General features: G+C 59.7%; 19 protein-coding genes. 14 read left to right on the top strand and 5 right to left on the bottom strand.

Annotated elements, in window-relative coordinates:
- Window positions 1-562 precede the first annotated feature (562 nt).
- The 6 genes from ACR3ES_RS05555 to ACR3ES_RS05530 all read left to right on the top strand — a co-directional run bounded on the left by ACR3ES_RS05555 (window position 563) and on the right by ACR3ES_RS05530 (window position 8,059).
- Window positions 563-1,330, top strand: a complete 768-nt coding sequence (locus ACR3ES_RS05555; protein ID WP_170429623.1) for a uracil-DNA glycosylase — start codon at window positions 563-565, stop codon at window positions 1,328-1,330.
- Window positions 1,327-1,926: a metallophosphoesterase family protein gene (locus ACR3ES_RS05550; protein ID WP_480424979.1), complete on the top strand. Its 600-nt coding sequence runs from the start codon at window positions 1,327-1,329 to the stop codon at window positions 1,924-1,926. Before ACR3ES_RS05555 ends, ACR3ES_RS05550 begins: the two co-directional genes overlap by 4 nt.
- Complete coding sequence (locus tag ACR3ES_RS05545; protein WP_170427715.1) at window positions 1,923-2,543, top strand: LysE family translocator; 621 nt, start codon at window positions 1,923-1,925, stop codon at window positions 2,541-2,543. The genes ACR3ES_RS05550 and ACR3ES_RS05545 overlap by 4 nt, the downstream gene beginning before the upstream one ends.
- A 5-nt stretch (window positions 2,544-2,548) precedes the next feature.
- Window positions 2,549-3,091, top strand: a complete 543-nt coding sequence (gene moaB, locus ACR3ES_RS05540) for a molybdenum cofactor biosynthesis protein B (protein ID WP_170427718.1) — start codon at window positions 2,549-2,551, stop codon at window positions 3,089-3,091.
- Between the two features lie 106 nt (window positions 3,092-3,197).
- Complete coding sequence (locus ACR3ES_RS05535; RefSeq protein ID WP_170427721.1) at window positions 3,198-4,652, top strand: RND family efflux transporter; 1,455 nt, start codon at window positions 3,198-3,200, stop codon at window positions 4,650-4,652.
- A gap of 5 nt (window positions 4,653-4,657) precedes the next feature.
- On the top strand, window positions 4,658-8,059 hold the full coding sequence (locus ACR3ES_RS05530) for an efflux RND transporter permease subunit (protein WP_480424977.1): 3,402 nt from the start codon (window positions 4,658-4,660) through the stop codon (window positions 8,057-8,059).
- Here ACR3ES_RS05530 and ACR3ES_RS05525 read toward each other — a convergent pair.
- Both ACR3ES_RS05525 and ACR3ES_RS05520 read right to left on the bottom strand, forming a co-directional pair.
- The gene (locus tag ACR3ES_RS05525) at window positions 8,056-8,475 is read right to left on the bottom strand and encodes an NUDIX hydrolase (protein ID WP_170427727.1); all 420 of its coding nucleotides are present in this window, start codon (window positions 8,473-8,475) and stop codon (window positions 8,056-8,058) included. The two genes, ACR3ES_RS05530 and ACR3ES_RS05525, sit on opposite strands and share 4 nt — an antisense overlap.
- 4 nt (window positions 8,476-8,479) lie before the next feature.
- Window positions 8,480-9,280, bottom strand: a complete 801-nt coding sequence (locus tag ACR3ES_RS05520; RefSeq protein ID WP_480424975.1) for a protein-disulfide reductase DsbD domain-containing protein — start codon at window positions 9,278-9,280, stop codon at window positions 8,480-8,482.
- A 157-nt stretch (window positions 9,281-9,437) separates the two neighbouring features.
- Here ACR3ES_RS05520 and ACR3ES_RS05515 point away from each other — a divergent pair, with 157 nt between their 5' ends.
- Window positions 9,438-9,992, top strand: a complete 555-nt coding sequence (locus ACR3ES_RS05515) for a YqgE/AlgH family protein (protein WP_170427731.1) — start codon at window positions 9,438-9,440, stop codon at window positions 9,990-9,992.
- Here ACR3ES_RS05515 and ACR3ES_RS05510 read toward each other — a convergent pair whose 3' ends face one another.
- Window positions 9,993-10,940: an L-threonylcarbamoyladenylate synthase gene (locus tag ACR3ES_RS05510; protein ID WP_170427734.1), complete on the bottom strand. Its 948-nt coding sequence runs from the start codon at window positions 10,938-10,940 to the stop codon at window positions 9,993-9,995. It abuts the gene before it with no gap.
- Between the two features lie 138 nt (window positions 10,941-11,078).
- Here ACR3ES_RS05510 and ACR3ES_RS05505 point away from each other — a divergent pair, with 138 nt between their 5' ends.
- The 7 genes from ACR3ES_RS05505 (at window position 11,079) to ACR3ES_RS05475 (ending at window position 17,586) form a co-directional block, all read left to right on the top strand.
- Entirely contained in the window at window positions 11,079-12,782 is a 1,704-nt protein-coding gene (locus ACR3ES_RS05505; RefSeq protein ID WP_170427737.1) for an acyl-CoA dehydrogenase, read from the top strand.
- Window positions 12,782-13,828: an MBL fold metallo-hydrolase gene (locus ACR3ES_RS05500; RefSeq protein WP_170429626.1), complete on the top strand. Its 1,047-nt coding sequence runs from the start codon at window positions 12,782-12,784 to the stop codon at window positions 13,826-13,828. Before ACR3ES_RS05505 ends, ACR3ES_RS05500 begins: the two co-directional genes overlap by 1 nt.
- A gap of 3 nt (window positions 13,829-13,831) precedes the next feature.
- Window positions 13,832-14,284, top strand: coding sequence for a DUF6173 family protein (locus ACR3ES_RS05495; protein ID WP_170427740.1), 453 nt, complete (start codon window positions 13,832-13,834; stop codon window positions 14,282-14,284).
- Between the two features lie 64 nt (window positions 14,285-14,348).
- On the top strand, window positions 14,349-16,187 hold the full coding sequence (locus tag ACR3ES_RS05490; RefSeq protein ID WP_170427743.1) for a glycerophosphodiester phosphodiesterase: 1,839 nt from the start codon (window positions 14,349-14,351) through the stop codon (window positions 16,185-16,187).
- Window positions 16,174-16,734 (top strand): hypothetical protein, encoded by a 561-nt coding sequence (locus tag ACR3ES_RS05485; protein WP_480424972.1) that lies wholly within the window; start codon window positions 16,174-16,176, stop codon window positions 16,732-16,734. Before ACR3ES_RS05490 ends, ACR3ES_RS05485 begins: the two co-directional genes overlap by 14 nt.
- Before the next feature lie 67 nt (window positions 16,735-16,801).
- Window positions 16,802-16,936, top strand: coding sequence for an aa3-type cytochrome c oxidase subunit IV (locus ACR3ES_RS05480; RefSeq protein ID WP_170429629.1), 135 nt, complete (start codon window positions 16,802-16,804; stop codon window positions 16,934-16,936).
- Between the two features lie 17 nt (window positions 16,937-16,953).
- Window positions 16,954-17,586, top strand: a complete 633-nt coding sequence (locus ACR3ES_RS05475; protein ID WP_170427749.1) for a hypothetical protein — start codon at window positions 16,954-16,956, stop codon at window positions 17,584-17,586.
- On the opposite strand, the gene ACR3ES_RS05470 is transcribed toward ACR3ES_RS05475, so the two are convergent.
- Window positions 17,575-17,907 carry an AzlD domain-containing protein gene (locus ACR3ES_RS05470; protein WP_170427750.1) on the bottom strand — a complete coding sequence of 111 codons (333 nt, stop codon included), beginning with the start codon at window positions 17,905-17,907 and terminating at the stop codon, window positions 17,575-17,577. The genes ACR3ES_RS05475 and ACR3ES_RS05470 overlap by 12 nt on opposite strands.
- Entirely contained in the window at window positions 17,904-18,620 is a 717-nt protein-coding gene (locus tag ACR3ES_RS05465; RefSeq protein WP_170427753.1) for an AzlC family ABC transporter permease, read from the bottom strand. The genes ACR3ES_RS05470 and ACR3ES_RS05465 overlap by 4 nt, the downstream gene beginning before the upstream one ends.
- Between the last annotated feature and the right edge of the window lie 14 nt (window positions 18,621-18,634).

Below are 18,634 nucleotides of genomic sequence, written 5' to 3'. Positions count from 1 at the left end.
TCGGCATTGCGAGCCGGTCTCTTCGCACAAGAACCATCCGGGGCGCGAGCACCCGCCACCCGGCAGGCAGGACGATCCCCGCGCGCAGGTGCGCCCATCGTCGCATGTTGCCGCTGGGCTGGGGTCAAACTCTGGCGTGATCCGCTCGCATTCGCCCCGCCCGTTGCAGAAGCTGCCCCCGGGACAGTCCAGACGCGCCGTGCATTTGTTCGCCCCGGCAGGCGCGCAGCGGATACCGCCAGAGACGCATCTTTCGAAGGGGCCACAGGACCGACCGCGGCCGCAATATGTGCGACCTGGGCTGACGCAATGACCATCGAAACTGCATCTTTGACCCGCCGAGCAACATCTGCTGCCACATTGAATTTGCCCGGCCCGGCATTGGCCATGTGTATCGTGAAACGTTGCTCGCGCCGGTTCGCCGGTTGTGACGGCAAACAGCAGTCCGATCAGAAGGAATCGCAGGGTTGGCAACATGAATGTTGCCATGGTCGGTGCGGCAGAGCGCCGTGGCAAGGTCTATTCGCTTTCCCTCAGCCCAAAGGTGAGTAGATTGAAGGGCATGGAATCGGCCTTGGACTTTCACACTGCGCGCGCCCTGCTGGAATGGCAGGTCGAACTGGGCGCAACCGAGGCCATCGGTGATGCGCCGTTGGACCGGTTTGCGCTGCCCGAAACGGCGCCCAAGTCCAAAAAACCTGCACAGGCGCAGGAGGCCGCTCAAAAGCCAAATGAGGTTGATCCGGTTTTGATCGCGCAGAACGCGGCGCGCGCTGCGGGTTCGCTGGATCAGCTGCGCGCGACGATGAACGCGTTCGAGCTTTGCGATCTGAAGCGCGGAGCAAAACAGCTGGTGTTTGCTGACGGTACCCCCGGTGCACGGGTGATGATCATAGGTGAGGCGCCCGGTCGGGACGAAGACCGAGAGGGCAAACCTTTCGTTGGGCGTGCGGGACAACTGTTGGATCGTATGCTCGCGGCGATCGATCTGAACCGGAACGAGAATGTCTATATCACAAATGTTCTGCCGTGGCGGCCACCGCAGAACCGCGATCCGAAGCCGGAAGAAATCGGCATGATGAAGCCGTTTTTAGAACGGCATGTCGCGCTGGCCAAACCGGAAATACTGATCTTGATGGGTAACATCAGTTGCCAGGCCGTGCTGGGCAAACGCGGGATAACCCGGTTGCGCGGGCACTGGGATCAGGCGATGGACCTGCCGGTTCTTCCGATGTTCCATCCCGCCTACCTGTTACGCCAGCCCCAGATGAAGCAGCAGGCCTGGGCGGATCTTCTGGATCTAAAAGCGCGGCTGGAGGGTCGGGGATGAAGCTTCTGGCCTTTTCTGACTTGCACATGGCGCGCAACAGGGCTGCCGAAATCGTTGAAGCCAGCGCCAAGGCCGATCTGGTGATTGGGGCCGGTGACTACTGCAATATGCGGCAGGGCTTGGACGAGGCGATGCAAATGCTGGCGGGCGTTTCCGCGCCACTGGTTCTTGTGCCCGGCAACGCCGAAAGTGCCGGAGAGTTGACCGAGGCGGCCCCGGAAGGGGTCCATGTGTTGCATGGCGCAGGGATGACGCTGGACGGATTGCGCCTGTTCGGGCTTGGCTATGGCGTGCCGGTCACGCCGTTTGGCGACTGGTCCTGCGACCTGACCGAGGCTGAAGCCACGGAAATGCTCGACCGATGCGACAGTGCAGATGTCCTGATCGTGCATTCACCGCCAAAGGGGTATGGCGATACGACGTCGCAAGGCGTTTCCGTTGGATCGGTGGCTGTCAGAAATGCGGTTGAACGCATTCAGCCGGGGTTTGCCTTTTGCGGTCACATTCACGACAGCTGGGGATATCGCGGCACAATCGGGCGCACGCTGATCGCCAATCTCGGCCCGAAAGTGAATTGGTTCGAGGTCAAACTATGATCGAAACTGTGACACTATTCGCATTCGTGCCTGCTGCAATTGTCCTCAATTTCACGCCCGGGGCGGATATGATGTTCTGTTTTGGCCAGGGGCTGCGATCCGGTGCCAAACCTGCGCTGGTCGCAAGCGCCGGGATTTCGGCTGGTCTGTTGGTGCATGTTCTGGTGGCCGGGCTGGGACTTGGCGCGGCCGTTGCCACCATGCCCTGGGTGTTCGATGTCATCCGCTGGTTGGGCGTCGCATACCTGCTGTACCTCGCGTGGGGCGCCATCCGGAATGGCACCGTTTCGGCTGAGGGTCCGGACAAAGCCACGCGGTATGCTTTTAGGGACGGTATGGTGGTGAACCTGACCAATCCCAAGGTTATCCTGTTCGTTTTGGCCTTCATTCCCCAGTTTGTTGACCCTGCTGCAGGTTCGATACTGGTGCAGTTTCTGATCTTTGGCGTCATCATCGCGCTGGGCGGATTTGTCGTGAACGGTTTGGTCGGCATATTTGCTGGCGGTGCCGGGCGAGTTCTGATTTCCAACCCCCGCGCTTCACGCATCATGGGCTGGGTGACAGGCGGTATTTTTGCGGCCCTTGCGGTCCGGTTGGCGATAATGGAAAGGGCTTGAGCGGCATGTCGCGTATTGACGAAACGATGGAGTTTATCCCGGTCCGCATCGCCGTTCTGACGGTGTCGGACACGCGATCCATGGACGAAGACCGCTCGGGGCAAACGCTGGTGGACCGGATTGAGCGGGCAGGCCATTTGATTGCCGACCGAAAGATCATCCGGGACGAGCGTGCGCAGATTGCAGACCAGTTGCGCACCTGGATTGCGGACCCCGAAATCGACGTTGTCATTTCCACCGGCGGGACCGGGCTGACCGGGCGCGATGTGACAGTCGAAGCCCATCGCGACGTGTACGAAAAGGAAATCGAAGCTTTTGGAACCGTCTTCACAATCCTGTCGATGGAGCAGATCGGGACATCTGCCGTGCAGTCCCGTGCCACGGGCGGAGTTGCGGGCGGAACGTATCTGTTTGCGCTTCCCGGCAGTCCCGGTGCATGCAAGGACGCATGGGACGGAATTCTGGAAAAACAGTTCGACTATCGCCATCGTCCCTGCAATTTTGTGGAAATAATGCCCAGATTGGACGAACATTTGCGACGGAAGTAGACTGGTCGTACGTTTAATGTCTCGTAACCGCTTTGTGGCTTGGCATATTTCCGGGTCCGGCTACATCTTGCGGCAGGCAGCCGAAAGCAACCGGGATGAATGATTAATGCGATTTTTGCGACAGAGTCTTGTCGGTGTGTTTCTGGCGTCACTCACGCTGGCACTGCTGTTTGTTGCGGCGCAGATGATTGTGGGCGCCGTGCAGGACGTCATCACCCGCGAAAACACACAGCCCGAAGCCAGGGAACGGGTGTTCGCGGTGACAGTCGAAGCCGCCGAGTTGGAAACTGTCACTCCCTATCTCGAAGCGTTTGGCGAAGTTCAAAGTCGTCGTCGTCTTGAATTGCGCGCAGCACTGGGCGGCCGCGTGGTGGCGCTGGCAGATGATTTTGAAGATGGCGGAACCGTCACAGCTGGCGAAGTTCTGGTCGAGCTTGACCCCGCAGATGCCCAATCGGCGCTGGATCGGGCCAAATCCGATCTGCTGGACGCACAGTTCGAAGAACGCGACGCGGAACGCTCGTTGCTGCTGGCGCAGGATGAACTCAAATCTGCCGAAGCGCAGGCAGAGCTGCGCGAACGTGCCTTGCAGCGCCAGCGCGATCTGGAATCCCGTGGTGTCGGCGCGACGGCCAGTGTGGAAGAAGCCGAACTGACCGCCGCGTCAGCCCAGCAATCGGTCCTGGCGCGCAGAATCGCACTTGCGCAGGCTGAATCGCGTGTCGATCAGGCGACGACCTTGCTGGCGCGTGCGCGCATTGCATTGGAAGCGGCGGAACGGGATCTCGATGACATGACAGTCCGCGCAGGCTTTGGCGGGACCTTGACGGATGTCACGCTGGTCGAAGGGCGGCTGGTATCGGCAAACGAGAAACTCGCCGAGCTTGTGGACCCTGACGCGCTAGAGGTGGCGTTCCGGGTTTCGACGGCACAGTACGTGCGACTGCTGGATGAGGAAGGTGACCTGATCAATGCGCCAGTCTCTGTCTCTCTGGAAGTGACAGGTGCAGATTTGGTGGCCACCGGACGGATCAGCCGCGACAGCGGCTCGGCGGGCGAGGGGCAAACCGGACGGCTGATCTTTGCACGTCTCGACGACGCATCGGGGTTTAAACCCGGGGATTTTGTCACTGTCTCGGTACAGGAACAGGCGTTGACCAATGTCGTACGTTTGCCGTCCTCGGTGCTGGACGCAACCGGTACCGTGTTGGTTCTGGGGGCAGATGACAGGCTCGAGGCTCTGCCGGTGCAACTGATACGTCGGCAGGGGGACGAAGTTTTGCTGCGTGGCCCCGGTCTTGAGGGTCGTGAGGTCGTGATTGGGCGCACGCCATTGCTGGGCTCGGGCGTGCGGGTTCGACCACTGCGGCTGGAAGCCAGCGCAGCGGCGGAACCGGACATGGTCGAACTGACGGATGAGCAACGCGCAGAACTGGTCGCGCAGGTTGAGGCAAGCGATCGCATGCCTCAAGACGTCAAGGCTCAGTTACTTGGCCAGCTTGACGAAGCGAAGGTTCCGGCCTCACTCGTGCGGCGTATCGAAGGTCGCTTGGGAGGCTAGATGCTATGATGCGCGAGATACCCGGCGCGGCGGGCGGCATCCTGAGTTACTTCACGCGGCACCGGACGGTGGCCAACTTGCTGTTGCTCGTGATGCTGGTGTTGGGTGCGGCGGCGATCCCGAATATGCGGGCGCAGTTCTTTCCCGACGTCATTCTGGAACGCGTTGATGTTAACGTCGAATGGGAAGGAGCTGGCCCCGAAGATGTCGACAACGGGATCGTTCAGGTGCTGGAGCCAGCTTTGCTGGCGGTCGAAGGCGTTGCCAGCACTGATGCAACGTCACGCGAAGGCTCGGCGCGCATCCGATTGGAATTTGAGCCCAACTGGGATATGTCTCGCGCGGTTGAAGAGGTCAGAACCGCCGTCGACGGCGTAACAAATCTGCCTGAGGATGCTGAGGAACCGAGCATCCGGCGCGGCGCCTGGCGGGATCGCGTTACCGATGTTGTCGTGACCGGGCCGGTTGCACCGGATCAACTGGCAAAGCTCACGGATGAGCTGATCAATCGGCTGTTTGCCGTCGGTGTCACCCGAACAACGATCCGTGGTCTTGCAGCACCGCGTGTCGTGGTCGAAGTGCCGACCGCACAGCTGATTGCAAATGATATCGCGCTGTCAGAAATCGCCTCTGCCATTGCTGCCGAAGTGAATGCCAGCCCGGCAGGAGATGTGACCGGAGCCAATGCCCGCATACGCACCGGTGCGGAAAAGCGAACGCCCGAGGAAATCGAGGGCATTGCACTGCGCAATTTCTCCGACGGCTCCAAGCTGTTTGTCGGCGATGTGGCGCAAATTCGGGTTGAAGGCGTCAACCGCAATCGAAGCTATTTTGTCGGCGATGATCCGGCCATGTCGATCCGTGTGGACCGCTCGAACCTAGGGGACGCCATCGACATCCAGCACACGGTAGAGGACGTCGTGGCCGAGATGCAGGCCAGCCTGCCCGAAGGTGTCACGGTCGAGCTGATCCGAACGCGGGCACAGGCCATCACCGACCGTCTGGACATACTGATCGACAACGGCCTTGTGGGCCTGGGTCTTGTTGTTTGTCTGTTGTTTCTGTTCCTCAACGCGCGGATCGCGTTTTGGGTTGCGGCCGGCATTCCCGTAGCAATGTCGGCGGCCATTGCGCTGATGTATCTCGGCGGCCTTTCAATCAACATGGTGTCTCTGTTTGGTCTGATCATTACCTTGGGCATCGTCGTTGATGACGCCATTGTCGTCGGGGAACATGCCGATTTTCGCGCACGCCGTCTGGGTGAGGCGCCCATGGTTGCCGCAGAGCGTGCCGCCCGCCGCATGGCAATGCCGGTCTTTGCGGCAACGGTTACCACTGTGATCGCGTTCTTTGGCCTGACCCTTGTCGGGGGCCGGTTCGGAGAATTGATCCGCGATATTCCGTTCACGGTCATCGCCGTTCTGATCGCATCGCTGATTGAGTGTTTTCTGATTCTGCCCAACCACATGGCACATGCGATTGCGCATTCGGCCAAGGAACACTGGTACGACCTGCCCAATCGTGTTGTGAACCGCGGCTTCCGCTGGGTGCGCGATAACCTGTTCCGCCCTTTCATCGCTTGGGTCGTCTGGGCGCGATATGTGGTTGTCGCGCTGATGGTCGTGATCCTGGCCAGTCAAATCGCCTTGTTCATTCGGGGGGATGTGAACTGGAGGTTCTTCAACGCGCCAGAGCGGGGTTCTGTGACCGGAAACTTCATCATGGCCGAAGGCGCGACCCGCGCCGACACGCTGGAGATGATGCATCAGTTGCAGCGCGCTGCCGACGAACTGGGTCAGATTTACGAAGAACGCCATGGTCGCAATCCCATCGACTATGTGTTGGCTGAGGTCGGTGGCAGCGCCGGGTTCGGTCTGTCAGCGGCCGAGGGCAAGGACGAAGACCTGCTTGGTGGAATCTCCATCGAACTGATTGACGCGGACCTGCGTCCCTATTCCAGTTTCGAGTTTGTAGGTGAGCTGCAAGACTTTGTTCCACGCCATCCCAAGGTCGAATTGCTGACCTTCCGGGGCTGGCGGTCTGGTCCGGGCGGCGACGCCATCGACGTTCAGTTCTACGGCGCTGACGTGAACACGCTGAAGGCCGCGTCCGAGGATCTTCAGACCGAGCTGTCGAAATACACCGAAGTGTCGGCGCTTGAAGACAATCTGGCGTATGACAAGGAAGAGTATATTCTGGATCTGACCGCACAGGGGCAGGCGCTGGGCTTTCGTATTGAAACGCTGGGCCGGGTGCTGCGCGACCGTTTAAACGGGATCGAGGCTGCGACCTATCCGGATGGGCCGCGCAGCGCCGAGATCCGCGTGGAATTGCCCGAGGGTGAGTTGACGGCGGACTTCCTCGAACGCACGTTGATGCGCACACCGGATGGGGTTTACGTGCCGCTGGCCGATATCGTCTCGGTCGACCGAAAATCAGGTTTCTCGACGGTGCGGCGCGAAAATGGCCTGCGGGTGATATCGGTGAATGGCGATATCTCCGAGGATGATCCGACACGTGCAGCGGAAATCGAACGCGCTCTGAACGAAGAAATCCTGCCCAACATTGCTGCAGAACGACAGGTCGAGTGGCGCATGTCGGGTCTGAGCGAACAAGAGGACGAATTTCTGTCCGAGGCCCGGACCGGCCTGATCCTGTGCCTGACCGGTATCTATCTGGTGCTGGCCTGGGTCTTTGCCAGTTGGAGCAGACCATTGGTGGTCATGGCCATTATCCCGTTTGGTCTGGTTGGGGCCATCTGGGGCCACTACATCTGGGAGGTGCCGCTCAGTATGTTCACCGTCGTGGGCCTGTTGGGTATGACCGGGATTATCATCAACGACTCTATCGTGCTTGTGACAACCATCGACGGGTACCAGCAAGAACGCGGGTTGGTCCCATCCATTGTCGAAGGCACCGCAGACAGATTGCGCCCGGTCATGTTGACGACGCTGACAACGGTTCTAGGGCTCACGCCGCTGCTCTACGAAGGGTCTCAGCAGGCGCAGTTCCTCAAACCGACGGTGATTACGCTGGTCTATGGTCTCGGTTTTGGAATGCTGTTGGTGTTGATACTCGTGCCCGCGCTGTTGGCCATTCTGAACGACGTATCCCGTCCGATGACGGCCATGCGCCGTGCGATGCGAGCACCGGACCGGGTGATTCAGGGGGCGCTTGTCGTCACCGGGTTGGCCATGATGATCTGGTTCGCGGTGACAATGATCTGGCCAGCCGTCTCGGGCGCACCGATTGGATGGCTGTCAGGTTTGTATCCCGGCGAGGATGGGTTCGCCGTGCTCCAGATGGGTTTGGGGGCATTCCTTGCCGGCGCAGTTCCGATTGTGATTGTGAGCGTTCTGTTCTCCGGACTGCTCTATGTCCGTTTCAAGGCAAGGGTCAGCGCCTAACGCGCAGTCAGCGCGGTTTCCAAGAGGTCCGAGACGCGGGCGCTCATCGGCAAGTCGCCCTGCCGAATCTGGTTTACCGGAAACCATCTGGCATCCAGCGCGTCGTCCCCGGCCATTGGTTCGCCGGATTGAAACGTACAGGCCACGCCCACCAGCAAGTAGTGAGAGACGACGTCCCCGGTATCATTCCATCGCAACAGGTCGAGATTGTTCAGGTAGTGGGACGGGTGCGCGGCAACCGACGTTTCCTCCATCAGTTCCCGCTGGGCCGCCTGCAATACGGTTTCGCCCCATTCCACATGACCTCCGGGAAAGCCCCATAACCCGGCATCCGGCTGCTTGCTGCGCTGAACCAGCAAAACCTGATCCTGATGCAGGACAACCGCCAGCGCGCCGATCTTTGGGGTTTGGATCATGCGATCAGCCTGCGCTGCAGCCCCGGATGTCAACGGCGTGATGGGCCCCCAGTACCGTGATCCGGATCTCGGATCGGTCAAGCGCAAAAGGCGCGCCCGAGGCACTGATGATTTCGGAACGCGCGATCAGGGTATCGCCCTGCCGGACAGTTTCGGGCTGTGAGGCCCAGAGTATCGGATTGCCCGGTTCGATCACCGCTATTTCGCGACCGCCAGCTGACGGCATGGTGACATGGGCTTCAATCTGCATTCCGTCTGATGTGGGCGTGAGACGGCAACTGGCATTGGCCACATTGGCCTCGCGGGCAGAAAAGGGTCGTTGGGCCAGCGCCGCAGCGATGGCGGGATTGCGTCCGGCGTCGGCGTCGAGCGTGTGATCGAAATCCAGCCGCTCGGGAATGCACACGTCTTTGCATACGCCCAGATCCATCTCGCCCCGAAGCCTCACAGGCTTTGCAGGGTTCTTGGGCGTGATTTCGACCGGCAGCACCAGTTGATCCTCATAGCCAATTGATTGCAGGCCATTTTGATCAAAGATCTCCGGTGCCGGCCATGTTATTGAAACATCACCAACATTGCCGGATTCGCTCCAGTCGAATTGCGGAGGAATACCGGCGTCTCCGGGCGCGCGCCAGTAGGTTTTCCACCCGTCCTTCAGCGTCAGTCGCAACGCGCCCAGGTATGTGCCATTGGCCGTGCGACCGCCGTCCAGAACATCCAAGTTCACAACACCATCCAGGTCCTGCGCCGAGGCAGGTGCAGCGAAGGCAATGCAGGCCGTCAAGACGGCAGCGACAGGTTTCATAACGTGCATCATACGTCATAAATGCGCGGTGCGCTCGCTGATTCCAAGTCACGTTCAGGTCACCAAGATGAAATCTCATGAATTATCGGCTGATCCCTTGCCAATTCCCGCGCTGGGGGGTCATTGTTGAGAGGCACAGCGTGAGAGATATTCACACATGGATCTGACCGGAAAACTGTTGATTGCGATGCCTGGCATGGGCGATCCGCGCTTCGATCATTCGGTCGTCTACATTTGCAGCCATGGCGATGACGGTGCGATGGGTTTGATCGTCAACAAACCGTCCGACTTGCGGCTCAAGACGCTACTGGGGCAGCTAAACATTCCCTGCCGCATCCCGGTAATGGGCGAACGGCTGGTGCATTTCGGAGGTCCGGTCGAAATGTCCCGGGGCTTTGTCCTTCACAGCGCGGATTATGAAGCGAATCTGCATTCCATGCAGATTTCCGACGATTTCAGCATGACGGCCACGCTGGATGTGCTGGAAGATCTGGCCTCGGGTCAGGGACCGCTGAACTCGATGCTGGCACTGGGGTACTCCGGGTGGGGTCCCGCTCAGCTTGAAGACGAGATTGCCATGAACGGCTGGCTGACGACCGAGGCGAGCTCGAATCTGGTGTTCGATGTGCCGGATGACGAAAAGTGGGAGGCCGCTTTGGCGACGCTGGGCGTTGACCCGCTGACCCTTTCGGCCAGCGCGGGACGCGCCTGATCAGCTGTTGCGCGGGGCCGATGCACGGCTCAGACGGTCGTTGATGGCTGCGCCAATTCCGCCGCTGGGAATGGGCGAAACCGCAATCGGGCGACCGGTCGCATTCAGCTGGTGCAAAGCGGAAAACAGGGTCGCGGCCGCCTCGATCAGATTGCCGTCGGCAGACAGGTTCAGATCGCAATCCACCGGACCAAATCCCAGCAGAACCTCGTCGCCTTCGCGGGACAGGGCGTTAAGCCGAACCGGTGCATCGGGGGCATAATGCGATTGCAGTTGTCCGGGTGCTGTAAGCACATCGTTGGGCTGGTGAATGTGCAAGTGTGTGTTCAGAACGTTTTCGACCTGCTCCAGTGCGACACCACCCGGGCGCAGCAGAGTGGGTTCTCCCGCCAGACCGATGATGGTTGACTCCAGCCCAACCTGGCAGGGCCCGTCATCCAGAATGGCCGCGATGCGCTGTCCCAGACCCGAGCGGACGTGGTCGGCTGTGGTCGGGCTGATCTGGCCGGAGGGGTTTGCCGAAGGTGCCGCCACCGGTCCATCAAACGCGGCCAGCAGCGCCCGGGCTGCCGGATGCGCCGGCACCCGAACCGCCAACGTGTCCAGCCCCGCGGTCACAAGCGAAGACACGCCATGTCCCTTGCGCAGCGGCAATACCAGCGTCAGGGGACCGGGCCAAAAGGCATCGGCGAGTTGCCCGGCGTGATCGGACCATTCTACAAATCGCTGCGCGGCCTCAACCGATGCGACATGCGCGATCAGCGGGTTAAAGCTGGGTCGCCCTTTGGCCTCGAAAATGCTCGCAACGGCCTGACCATTGCAGGCGTCCCCTCCCAGGCCATAAACCGTCTCGGTTGGAAAGGCGACCAGCAGCCCCTGCCGTAACAGGTCCGCCGCGCGGGCGATCCCGGCCGGGTCTGCGGACAGATCAAGAATTGTGGGGATCATAGTCGGTGACGCCGCGTTTTGGTTGCTCGCAATATAAGGAAGGATAGTTAATGCATCCAAGCCCAGATGCATACCGGCGCAGGCCGGAGAATCCAAGCCCGCCTGCGCACACCGTTCAGACAGACCTTGAGGGAAGCCATGCCATATCGCGCCCCACTCTCCGACTATGAATTCCTCTTAAAAAATATCGTGGGGTTCGACCAGATCGCAGCGACCGAGACGTTTGCGGATGCGAGCCCCGATGTGGTCAGCGCGATCCTTTCTGAGGCCGGGAAGATGTGCGAAGAGGTTCTGGCGCCGCTGCAACGCCCCGGCGATCTGGAACCCGCGCAACTGGAGAACGGCGTCGTTCGTACATCGCCCGGGTATGGCGATGGATGGAAGGCAATTGCCGACGGTGGCTGGATCGGGATGAGCGGCGATCCGGACTATGGCGGTATGGGGCTGCCCATGACCTTGACTGCTGCCGTGAACGAGATGATGAGCGCCGCCTGCCTGTCGCTGCAGGTGGCCCCGCTGATGACACAAGGGCAGATTGAGGCGCTGGAACTTCATGCCAGCGAAGACCTGAAGGCCCTGTACTTGCCCAAGCTGATGTCCGGAGCCTATGCCGGTACCATGAACCTGACCGAGCCGCAGGCGGGGTCGGATGTGGGAGCGTTGACCTCAAAGGCTGAACCAAATGGCGACGGCACTTTTGCGGTGACCGGGCAAAAGATCTACATCTCCTGGGGGGACAACGACTTTTGTGAGAACATCTGCCACCTCGTGCTGGCGCGCCTGCCGGATGCAGGGCCGGGGACCAAAGGGATTTCGCTGTTTCTGGTGCCGAAATACCTGCCGGATGAAAACGGAAACCCCGGTGCTGCCAATGATCTCAAGGTCGTATCGCTGGAACACAAGATGGGTCTGCATGGTTCTCCGACCTGCGTAATGCAGTATGATGGGGCGACCGGGTGGCTGGTCGGCAAGGAAAACGGCGGCATGGCTGCAATGTTTACTATGATGAACAACGCGCGGCTGGGCGTTGGCGGTCAGGGCGTCGGGTCAGCGGAAGGCGCCTACCAACATGCGCTGGGCTATGCCTTGGAACGTAAGCAGGGCAAAACACCGTCAGGCACGATCATCGATCATGCGGATGTGCGCCGGATGCTGACAGAAATGCGGGCCGATATCTTTGCCGCGCGTGCGATCATGCTGGCCAATGCCGCGGCAATCGACATGGCGCATGCCACCGGAGATATGGACTGGACCGCGCGTGCAGCGCTTTTGACGCCGATCGGAAAGGCGTTTGGCACGCATACAGGGATGCGTGTTGCCGAAACCGGTGTGCAGGTGCACGGAGGCATGGGGTTTGTCGAAGAAACCGGTGCGGCGCAATACTACCGCGACGTCCGGGTGACCGCGATCTACGAAGGGACCAACGGCATTCAGGCCATGGACCTGGTGGCGCGCAAGATGATGGATGGCGGCGATGCCGCGTCGCGCCTGCTGGATGAGATCGAAGATCATGCCGAGCGCGCTCGTGCCACGATGCCGGATCTGGCCGGGCCGGTTTGGGAGGCCAGCGAATCGCTGCGCGAAGCCACGGAATGGCTTGTGTCGCAAGACAATATGAATGACCGATTTGCCGGAGCGGTCGCCTATCTGCACGCCTTCGCGCGCGTTCTGGGTGGGCACTATCATCTGATGGCGGCGCTGGCCAATCCTGACGGGCCGCGCGCCAAACTTGCGCGGTACTACATCAACGCACTGTTGCCAGAGCATGTCGGTCTTTTGGCCCAGGCGCAGAATGGCGCTGGCGACCTGTTCGCGCTCGACTCCGACGATCTGGCCGCGTGATGGACGGCGAATACGCATCGTCAATCCGGTATCCTTGGCCCGAACCACCGGCGCCGGGCGAGGTGATCGAGATTGCCGATGGGGTTTTGTGGATGCGCCTGCCGCTGCCCATGGCCCTGGATCATGTCAACATCTATGCGCTGGATGATGGGGATAGCTGGACGGTGATCGACACTGGTGTGTCCTCAAAAAAAACACGTGGCATCTGGGAAACGCTGATGGCTGGGCCGCTGTCGGGCAAGCCCGTGGCTCGGGTCGTGGTCACTCATCATCACCCAGACCATGTCGGCAATGCAGGCTGGTTCCAGTCCGTTCATGGTGCCGAGCTTTTGTCCAGCCGCACCGCGTGGCTGTTTGCGCGGATGCTGACCCTGGACGTCCAGGACAGCTGGCCGCAGGAAACGCTGGATTACTATCGCAGCGCCGGGATGGCAGCCGACATTTTGGCCAAGCGCATGGCGGACCGCCCGTTCAATTTCGCCGATGTTGTCTATCCGATGCCGCTGGGTTTTACCCGGATCAAACAGGGTGAGGTGATCCGGATGGGTGGACGCGACTGGGACGTGCATATGGGAAATGGCCATGCGCCGGAACACGCGACGTTCTGGAGCCGTGATGACAACCTTGTCCTCACTGGAGATCAGATCCTCAGCTCGATCAGCCCGAATCTGGGTGTCTATGCGACCGAGCCTATGGCCGATCCGATTGCAGATTGGCTTGAGGCCTGCGAGCGGCTGCAGGTCCTGGCCCGGCCTGACCAGCTTGTTCTGGGTGGGCACAAGCTGCCATTTGTCGGATTGCCGACGCGCCTGCGGCAACTGATCGAAAACCACCACGGCGCGCTGGAGCGTTTGCTGGATGATTTGAAAACGCCCAAAGCGGCAGCGGAGTGTTTTGCTCCGCTGTTCAAACGGTCGATCAAAGAGGGCGAGTACGGGCTGGCGCTGGTCGAAGCGGTTGCACACCTGAACCATCTCTACCACATTGGGGCTGTAACCCGGACGCGGCGGGCAGACGGGGCTTGGGTCTATCAGCGCAAGGGATAGGGAATGCAGGACGAGATCGAAACCTCAGCCGAGGCGGCCGAAGCTGCCGCACTGCCGCGCTGTCACGAGGTGCATTGCAATCCCGAAGCCGAATCCGGGACAAAGGATTTGCCGGAAACCCTGCAAAAGCCGGTTGCAAGCAAAAGCCCGGCGCAATGGGCTTATGAGCGTCTGATCCTCTATATTCAGAACTTCGAAAAAACGCTGGATGGCGACCACGAAGTTGCCATGGGATTTACCGGTGGAGACGCGGGTGTGATGCGGATCGAAGGGATGGGATATTTCGATCCCGATATCATCACCTTTTACGGCTCGGATGGCACAGGTGCGCGGACCCAACTGGTGCAGCATGTCAGCCAGTTGAATGTCATGCTGCGCGCCCTGCCTAAGTCGGTCGAGGACAAACCAGCCAACCGCATTGGGTTCCGGCTTGCAGCGGATCTTGCGGACAACTGACCCCGCGACTTGCATTTTGCGCGGGCCCGGCCTTGAATAACCGGATCGTTTCGGAGGCCCGCGCGTGACTTATTTCTCAACCGTTACAACTGCCTACGCAAGTGCATGGGCGAGGCGTAGCGTCTTTTTGCCAATCTATATTGCGGTACGATTGCTGCTTGTTGCCTTGATCGCGCCGGGCGTCGCAGTGGTGGTCAATCTGGCGGTGTCCCTGTCAGACCAGTCGGCGCTCACGGATCAGGACATTGCGATGTTCCTTCTGTCGCCAGTTGGATTTATTGCGGCCTTGGTTGTGCTCGGCCTGTTTTTGATGGCGGAAGTTTTTGTCTTTTCTGTCATGGCGGGATCATTGCGGATGACCGAAACGGACCCGTGGCGCGCAGGCAGTGCGGCCATCGGTCTGATCCTGTTGCGCCTACCGGCTCTGTTTGGTTTCGCCGTCCGCTTCATCTTGCGGGTGCTGGCACTGGCGCTGCCGTTTCTTGTCGTTGCGGGTGTGATCGCATGGTGGACACTGACGGAATATGACATCAACTACTACCTGACGTTTCACCCGCCTGCCTTTTGGGTCGCAAGCATTCTAATCGGTATTCTGGTTCTTGCCCTAGCCTGGGTCCTGATCCGTCGATTGTCGGGCTGGGCGCTGGGCCTGCATCTGGTCCTTTTTGAAAGCAGCGCGCCGAAATCCGCATTCGAAACCAGTGCCGGGCGGATGGAAGGCAAGCGCGGTCGCCTAAAGATCGAATTGGTTTTGTGGCTGGGTTTTCGTTTTGTGATTGCCGCGCTGATCGCGTCCGTTGCCGGGCTTTTGTTTGCACTCGTGCCGCTTCAGGATGGTGTGAACCTGCGATTTGCGTTGACCCTCAGTTTGATCGTCGCCGCGGTTTGGTCTTTAGCGGGCCTTGTTTTGGCTGCAACGGCCCTCGGTGCATTAGCCGTTTTGTTGGATGGGTTTTTTGACGCGGATCCCAAAAATCTGCCGCATCCCGAACCCAAAAGGCTGAAGGCGCCGGTTCTTGTCAGTCTCGGCGGGGCCGTGATTGCTTTGTTGCTGGGGCTTTGGTTCGGACAGAGCCTTTTGGATCGTGTTCAAGCGCCGGATCATGCGGATGTCATCGGCCATCGGGGGGCCGCAGCACTGCGCCCCGAGAATACGATGGCCTCGGTTCTCAAAGCCATCGAAGACGGAGCGGACTGGGTCGAGATCGACGTACAGGAAACTGCAGATGACGTGGTCATCGTCGCCCATGACAGCGATTTCATGAAGCTGGCTGGCGTAGACCTGAAGGTTTGGGATGCGACCATGGAGGACGTTGCCGAAATCGATATCGGCAGTTGGTTCGGGCCTGACTATGCCGCTGAGCGCACGCCAACGCTGCGGGACGTGCTGTTGGCAGCCAAAGGCAGGGCGAAGGTCATCATTGAGCTCAAGTATTATGGCCATGACGTCGATCTGGAAAACCGCGTTGCACGACTGGTTGAAGAGTTGGGAATGCAGGACGACATCGCCACCATGTCGCTCAAGTACCCGGCCGTCCAGAAAATGAAGGCCTTGCGCCCGGATTGGCGCGCGGGTGTGTTGGCAGCAACCGCAATCGGCGATCTTGCCGGACTTGAAGGGGACTTTGTTGCTGTAAACGCTGCCATGGTGTCGCCCGGTCTGATCCGCTCGGTTCACGATGCGGGTAAGGATATCTATGTCTGGACGGTCAATGACCCGCTGCAAATGTCGTCCATGGCCTCGATGGGCGTAGACGGGCTGATCACAGACCGCCCCGCCATGGCAAAAGAGGTTCTGCGCGTGCGTTCCGAAATGGGGCCGAGTGAGCGATTACTGCTTTGGCTTGCAACCACCTTTGGTATGCAGGTCGACACCAAGGCGATGCGCGATGCGAGCCCTTAGCCTGATCCTCGCGCTGACAGCTTTCTGCCCCACAGCGTCGGCGCAAGACCTGATGCGCAGTTTTGAGATGCCCGCGCATCAGGCTTTGATGGCGCAGCGTGGTAGTGCCGAACTAACGCCATTTGACTCAGATGGCTGCTCGGGCGGCTTGTCGGCCAGCTGGCGCTGGGTTGCAGATACGTTCCCGCAGATTGAAGAGTTGTATGAAGTGCAGCCACCGTGGGAGGGGTGTTGCGTGGCGCACGACCGGGCCTACCATAATGCGGGTGGCGCGTTGCGCGCCAAAGATAGCTACGATGCCCGCTTGTCCGCTGATGAGACTTTGCGGACCTGCGTCAAGGCACATGGCAGGGAACACGCTGCGGAGTACGCACGCAGATATGACATGACGCCAGACCAAATTCGCACGGTCCATTCCCTGACCGCTGACGCGATGTTTGGGGCGGTGCGTTTTGGGGGCGGGCCGTGCAGCGGCCTGCCGTGGCGCTGGGGTTTTGGGTATCCCGGATGTTCGGTTCTGGGAGAACGTGAACCTGCGCGCGAATGACGTGGTGACAGACCCCGCGTTTTCCATTATTCAACCGATAAACACGCGATTTGGGAATCTTTCAGATATGGCTGATCACGAGCACGGCGAAATGGACATTGACGTTCAAACCAAAACCTTTGACGGGTTTATCAAGGCCACGGTTTGGTGTGTCGTTGCCATTGCTCTTCTTCTTCTTTTCCTGGCTGTCTTCGCCTCCTGAGTCGTCCGGGGTCGAGTGTGTTCAGGGTTCTGATCGCCTGCCTTCTGGCAGCAACCGTGGCGGGCTGTGCGGTATCCAAACGACCGCAAGCGGATCAGGCTGAGATTGTATCTCGATCGTACAGCAGTCCCGGCCCGTCGACACTGACGCTTTATACGATGATCAATACCCGGACGGGATCGGGCGCGCATACATCGCTTATGATCAACGCACGGGAACGTATCATTTTTGACCCAGCCGGGTCCTTTCAGGCCGATATCGTTCCGTCCAGAGATGATATTCTCTACGGGATCACACCAGCAGTCGAGCGCGCCTACCGCAGCTCGCATGCCCGTGAAACGCATTATGCGCGCATCCAGACGATCCAGGTGACGCCACAACAAGCCGAAATTGCCTATCAATTGGCCAAGCAGACCGGGCCGGTTCCGGGTGCGTATTGCGCCAACTCGACTGCAAGGATTCTTCAGCAGGTGCCCGGGTTCGAGAAGATCGATGTTACGTTCTTCCCAGTCAAATTGTCCGATCAGTTCGGGCAACTTCCCGGTGTGGTCACTGAAGAATACCGGGAAAACGACGATGCGGACCTGAAAAGGGGTTTGGCAGCCAACAACGCGCGCTTGAACCAGCTGGACGCGATCTCATCCGAGTAAGAACAGCAATCCGTACAATGTGGCGGCCCCGGTAAAAATGGCCGCCAATACGTTCTTGGTGATCACCCCAACGGACAGCGCAACCGCCGCCGAGGCCATGCGGGGCAGGTCAGGTTGACCTTCTGTTGCTGAGGGCCAGACGACCAGTGGCGCGATCAAAGCTGGCAGGATCGCAACGGCCGTATACCGCAGATGGCGCAGCAGCCACGGGGGCATGGGTCGATCTCCGACGAAGCCAATGAACACAAACCGCAGGGCAAAGCTGCCTATGGCCAACCCGATGATGATGAACCACATCGTTGAAGTATCAATCTGTGTCATATCAGGGTCTTTCTGCGTTCCAGCACCAGTTCAGCCTGCGCACCTGCCATCATGCCCACTGCGCCGGCGATCAGCAGGCCAAGGTTGAAGGGGACAGAGACTGTCAGCAACGAGAACACAATTGCAACGAATGCGGCAATCACATGCGGCAACGTGCGCATCATTGGGCCGACCATAGCAAGAAATGTGATCGGCAAGGCAAAATCCAACGCCCAGCTTTCCGGTATCTGGGTCCCTAAGACGGCTCCGACATAGGTGGCCAGGATCCAAGATGGCGTGATCGGGGTCACCGACCCAAAGAAATACGCCATCCGCTTAGGCAAGGTCATCCTTGGTTCTTTTTCGAACTGAACAATAGAACAGGCGTAGGATTGATCCACGGTAAAGTAAGCCGCGCAAGCCCGCTGCCAAAGCGGCGCGGCACCCAGAAAGGGTGTCAGAGACGCTGAATACATCGCCACCCGCAGGTTCACGGCCAGTGCCGACGCTAGGACAATGGCGGTTGGTGTCTGCTCCTGCAGCAATTGCAGCGCGGTGAACTGTGCGGCACCCGCAAAAACGGTCGCGGAAAAGGCAATGGTCTGCACGATATCCAGCCCCGCTTCGGTGGCAAACACGCCGAACAACAGGCCGAACGGGATCGCCACAAAGACGAATGGCGAACCGTCGCGAAAACCCTTCCAGAAGTACGACTTGGATGTGGTGATTGCCATGGCTAAATCCTATG

It is taken from the genome of Ruegeria sp. B1 (assembly GCF_056535885.1).
The sequence above is the reverse complement of the archived record's forward strand: the minus strand, read 5'-3'. Positions and strand labels throughout refer to the sequence as shown.

Coding starts and splice junctions, on each gene's coding strand:
- ACR3ES_RS05535 (WP_170427721.1), top strand. CDS start 3,198: ATGCGATTTTTGCGACAGAGTCTTGTCGGTGTGTTTCTGGCGTCACTC.
- ACR3ES_RS05480 (WP_170429629.1), top strand. CDS start 16,802: ATGGCTGATCACGAGCACGGCGAAATGGACATTGACGTTCAAACCAAA.
- ACR3ES_RS05520 (WP_480424975.1), bottom strand. CDS start 9,280: ATGAAACCTGTCGCTGCCGTCTTGACGGCCTGCATTGCCTTCGCTGCA.
- ACR3ES_RS05470 (WP_170427750.1), bottom strand. CDS start 17,907: ATGACACAGATTGATACTTCAACGATGTGGTTCATCATCATCGGGTTG.
- ACR3ES_RS05465 (WP_170427753.1), bottom strand. CDS start 18,620: ATGGCAATCACCACATCCAAGTCGTACTTCTGGAAGGGTTTTCGCGAC.
- ACR3ES_RS05515 (WP_170427731.1), top strand. CDS start 9,438: ATGGATCTGACCGGAAAACTGTTGATTGCGATGCCTGGCATGGGCGAT.
- ACR3ES_RS05525 (WP_170427727.1), bottom strand. CDS start 8,475: ATGATCCAAACCCCAAAGATCGGCGCGCTGGCGGTTGTCCTGCATCAG.
- ACR3ES_RS05530 (WP_480424977.1), top strand. CDS start 4,658: ATGATGCGCGAGATACCCGGCGCGGCGGGCGGCATCCTGAGTTACTTC.
- ACR3ES_RS05555 (WP_170429623.1), top strand. CDS start 563: ATGGAATCGGCCTTGGACTTTCACACTGCGCGCGCCCTGCTGGAATGG.
- ACR3ES_RS05495 (WP_170427740.1), top strand. CDS start 13,832: ATGCAGGACGAGATCGAAACCTCAGCCGAGGCGGCCGAAGCTGCCGCA.
- ACR3ES_RS05545 (WP_170427715.1), top strand. CDS start 1,923: ATGATCGAAACTGTGACACTATTCGCATTCGTGCCTGCTGCAATTGTC.
- moaB (WP_170427718.1), top strand. CDS start 2,549: ATGTCGCGTATTGACGAAACGATGGAGTTTATCCCGGTCCGCATCGCC.
- ACR3ES_RS05485 (WP_480424972.1), top strand. CDS start 16,174: ATGCGAGCCCTTAGCCTGATCCTCGCGCTGACAGCTTTCTGCCCCACA.
- ACR3ES_RS05550 (WP_480424979.1), top strand. CDS start 1,327: ATGAAGCTTCTGGCCTTTTCTGACTTGCACATGGCGCGCAACAGGGCT.
- ACR3ES_RS05500 (WP_170429626.1), top strand. CDS start 12,782: ATGGACGGCGAATACGCATCGTCAATCCGGTATCCTTGGCCCGAACCA.
- ACR3ES_RS05505 (WP_170427737.1), top strand. CDS start 11,079: ATGCCATATCGCGCCCCACTCTCCGACTATGAATTCCTCTTAAAAAAT.
- ACR3ES_RS05510 (WP_170427734.1), bottom strand. CDS start 10,940: ATGATCCCCACAATTCTTGATCTGTCCGCAGACCCGGCCGGGATCGCC.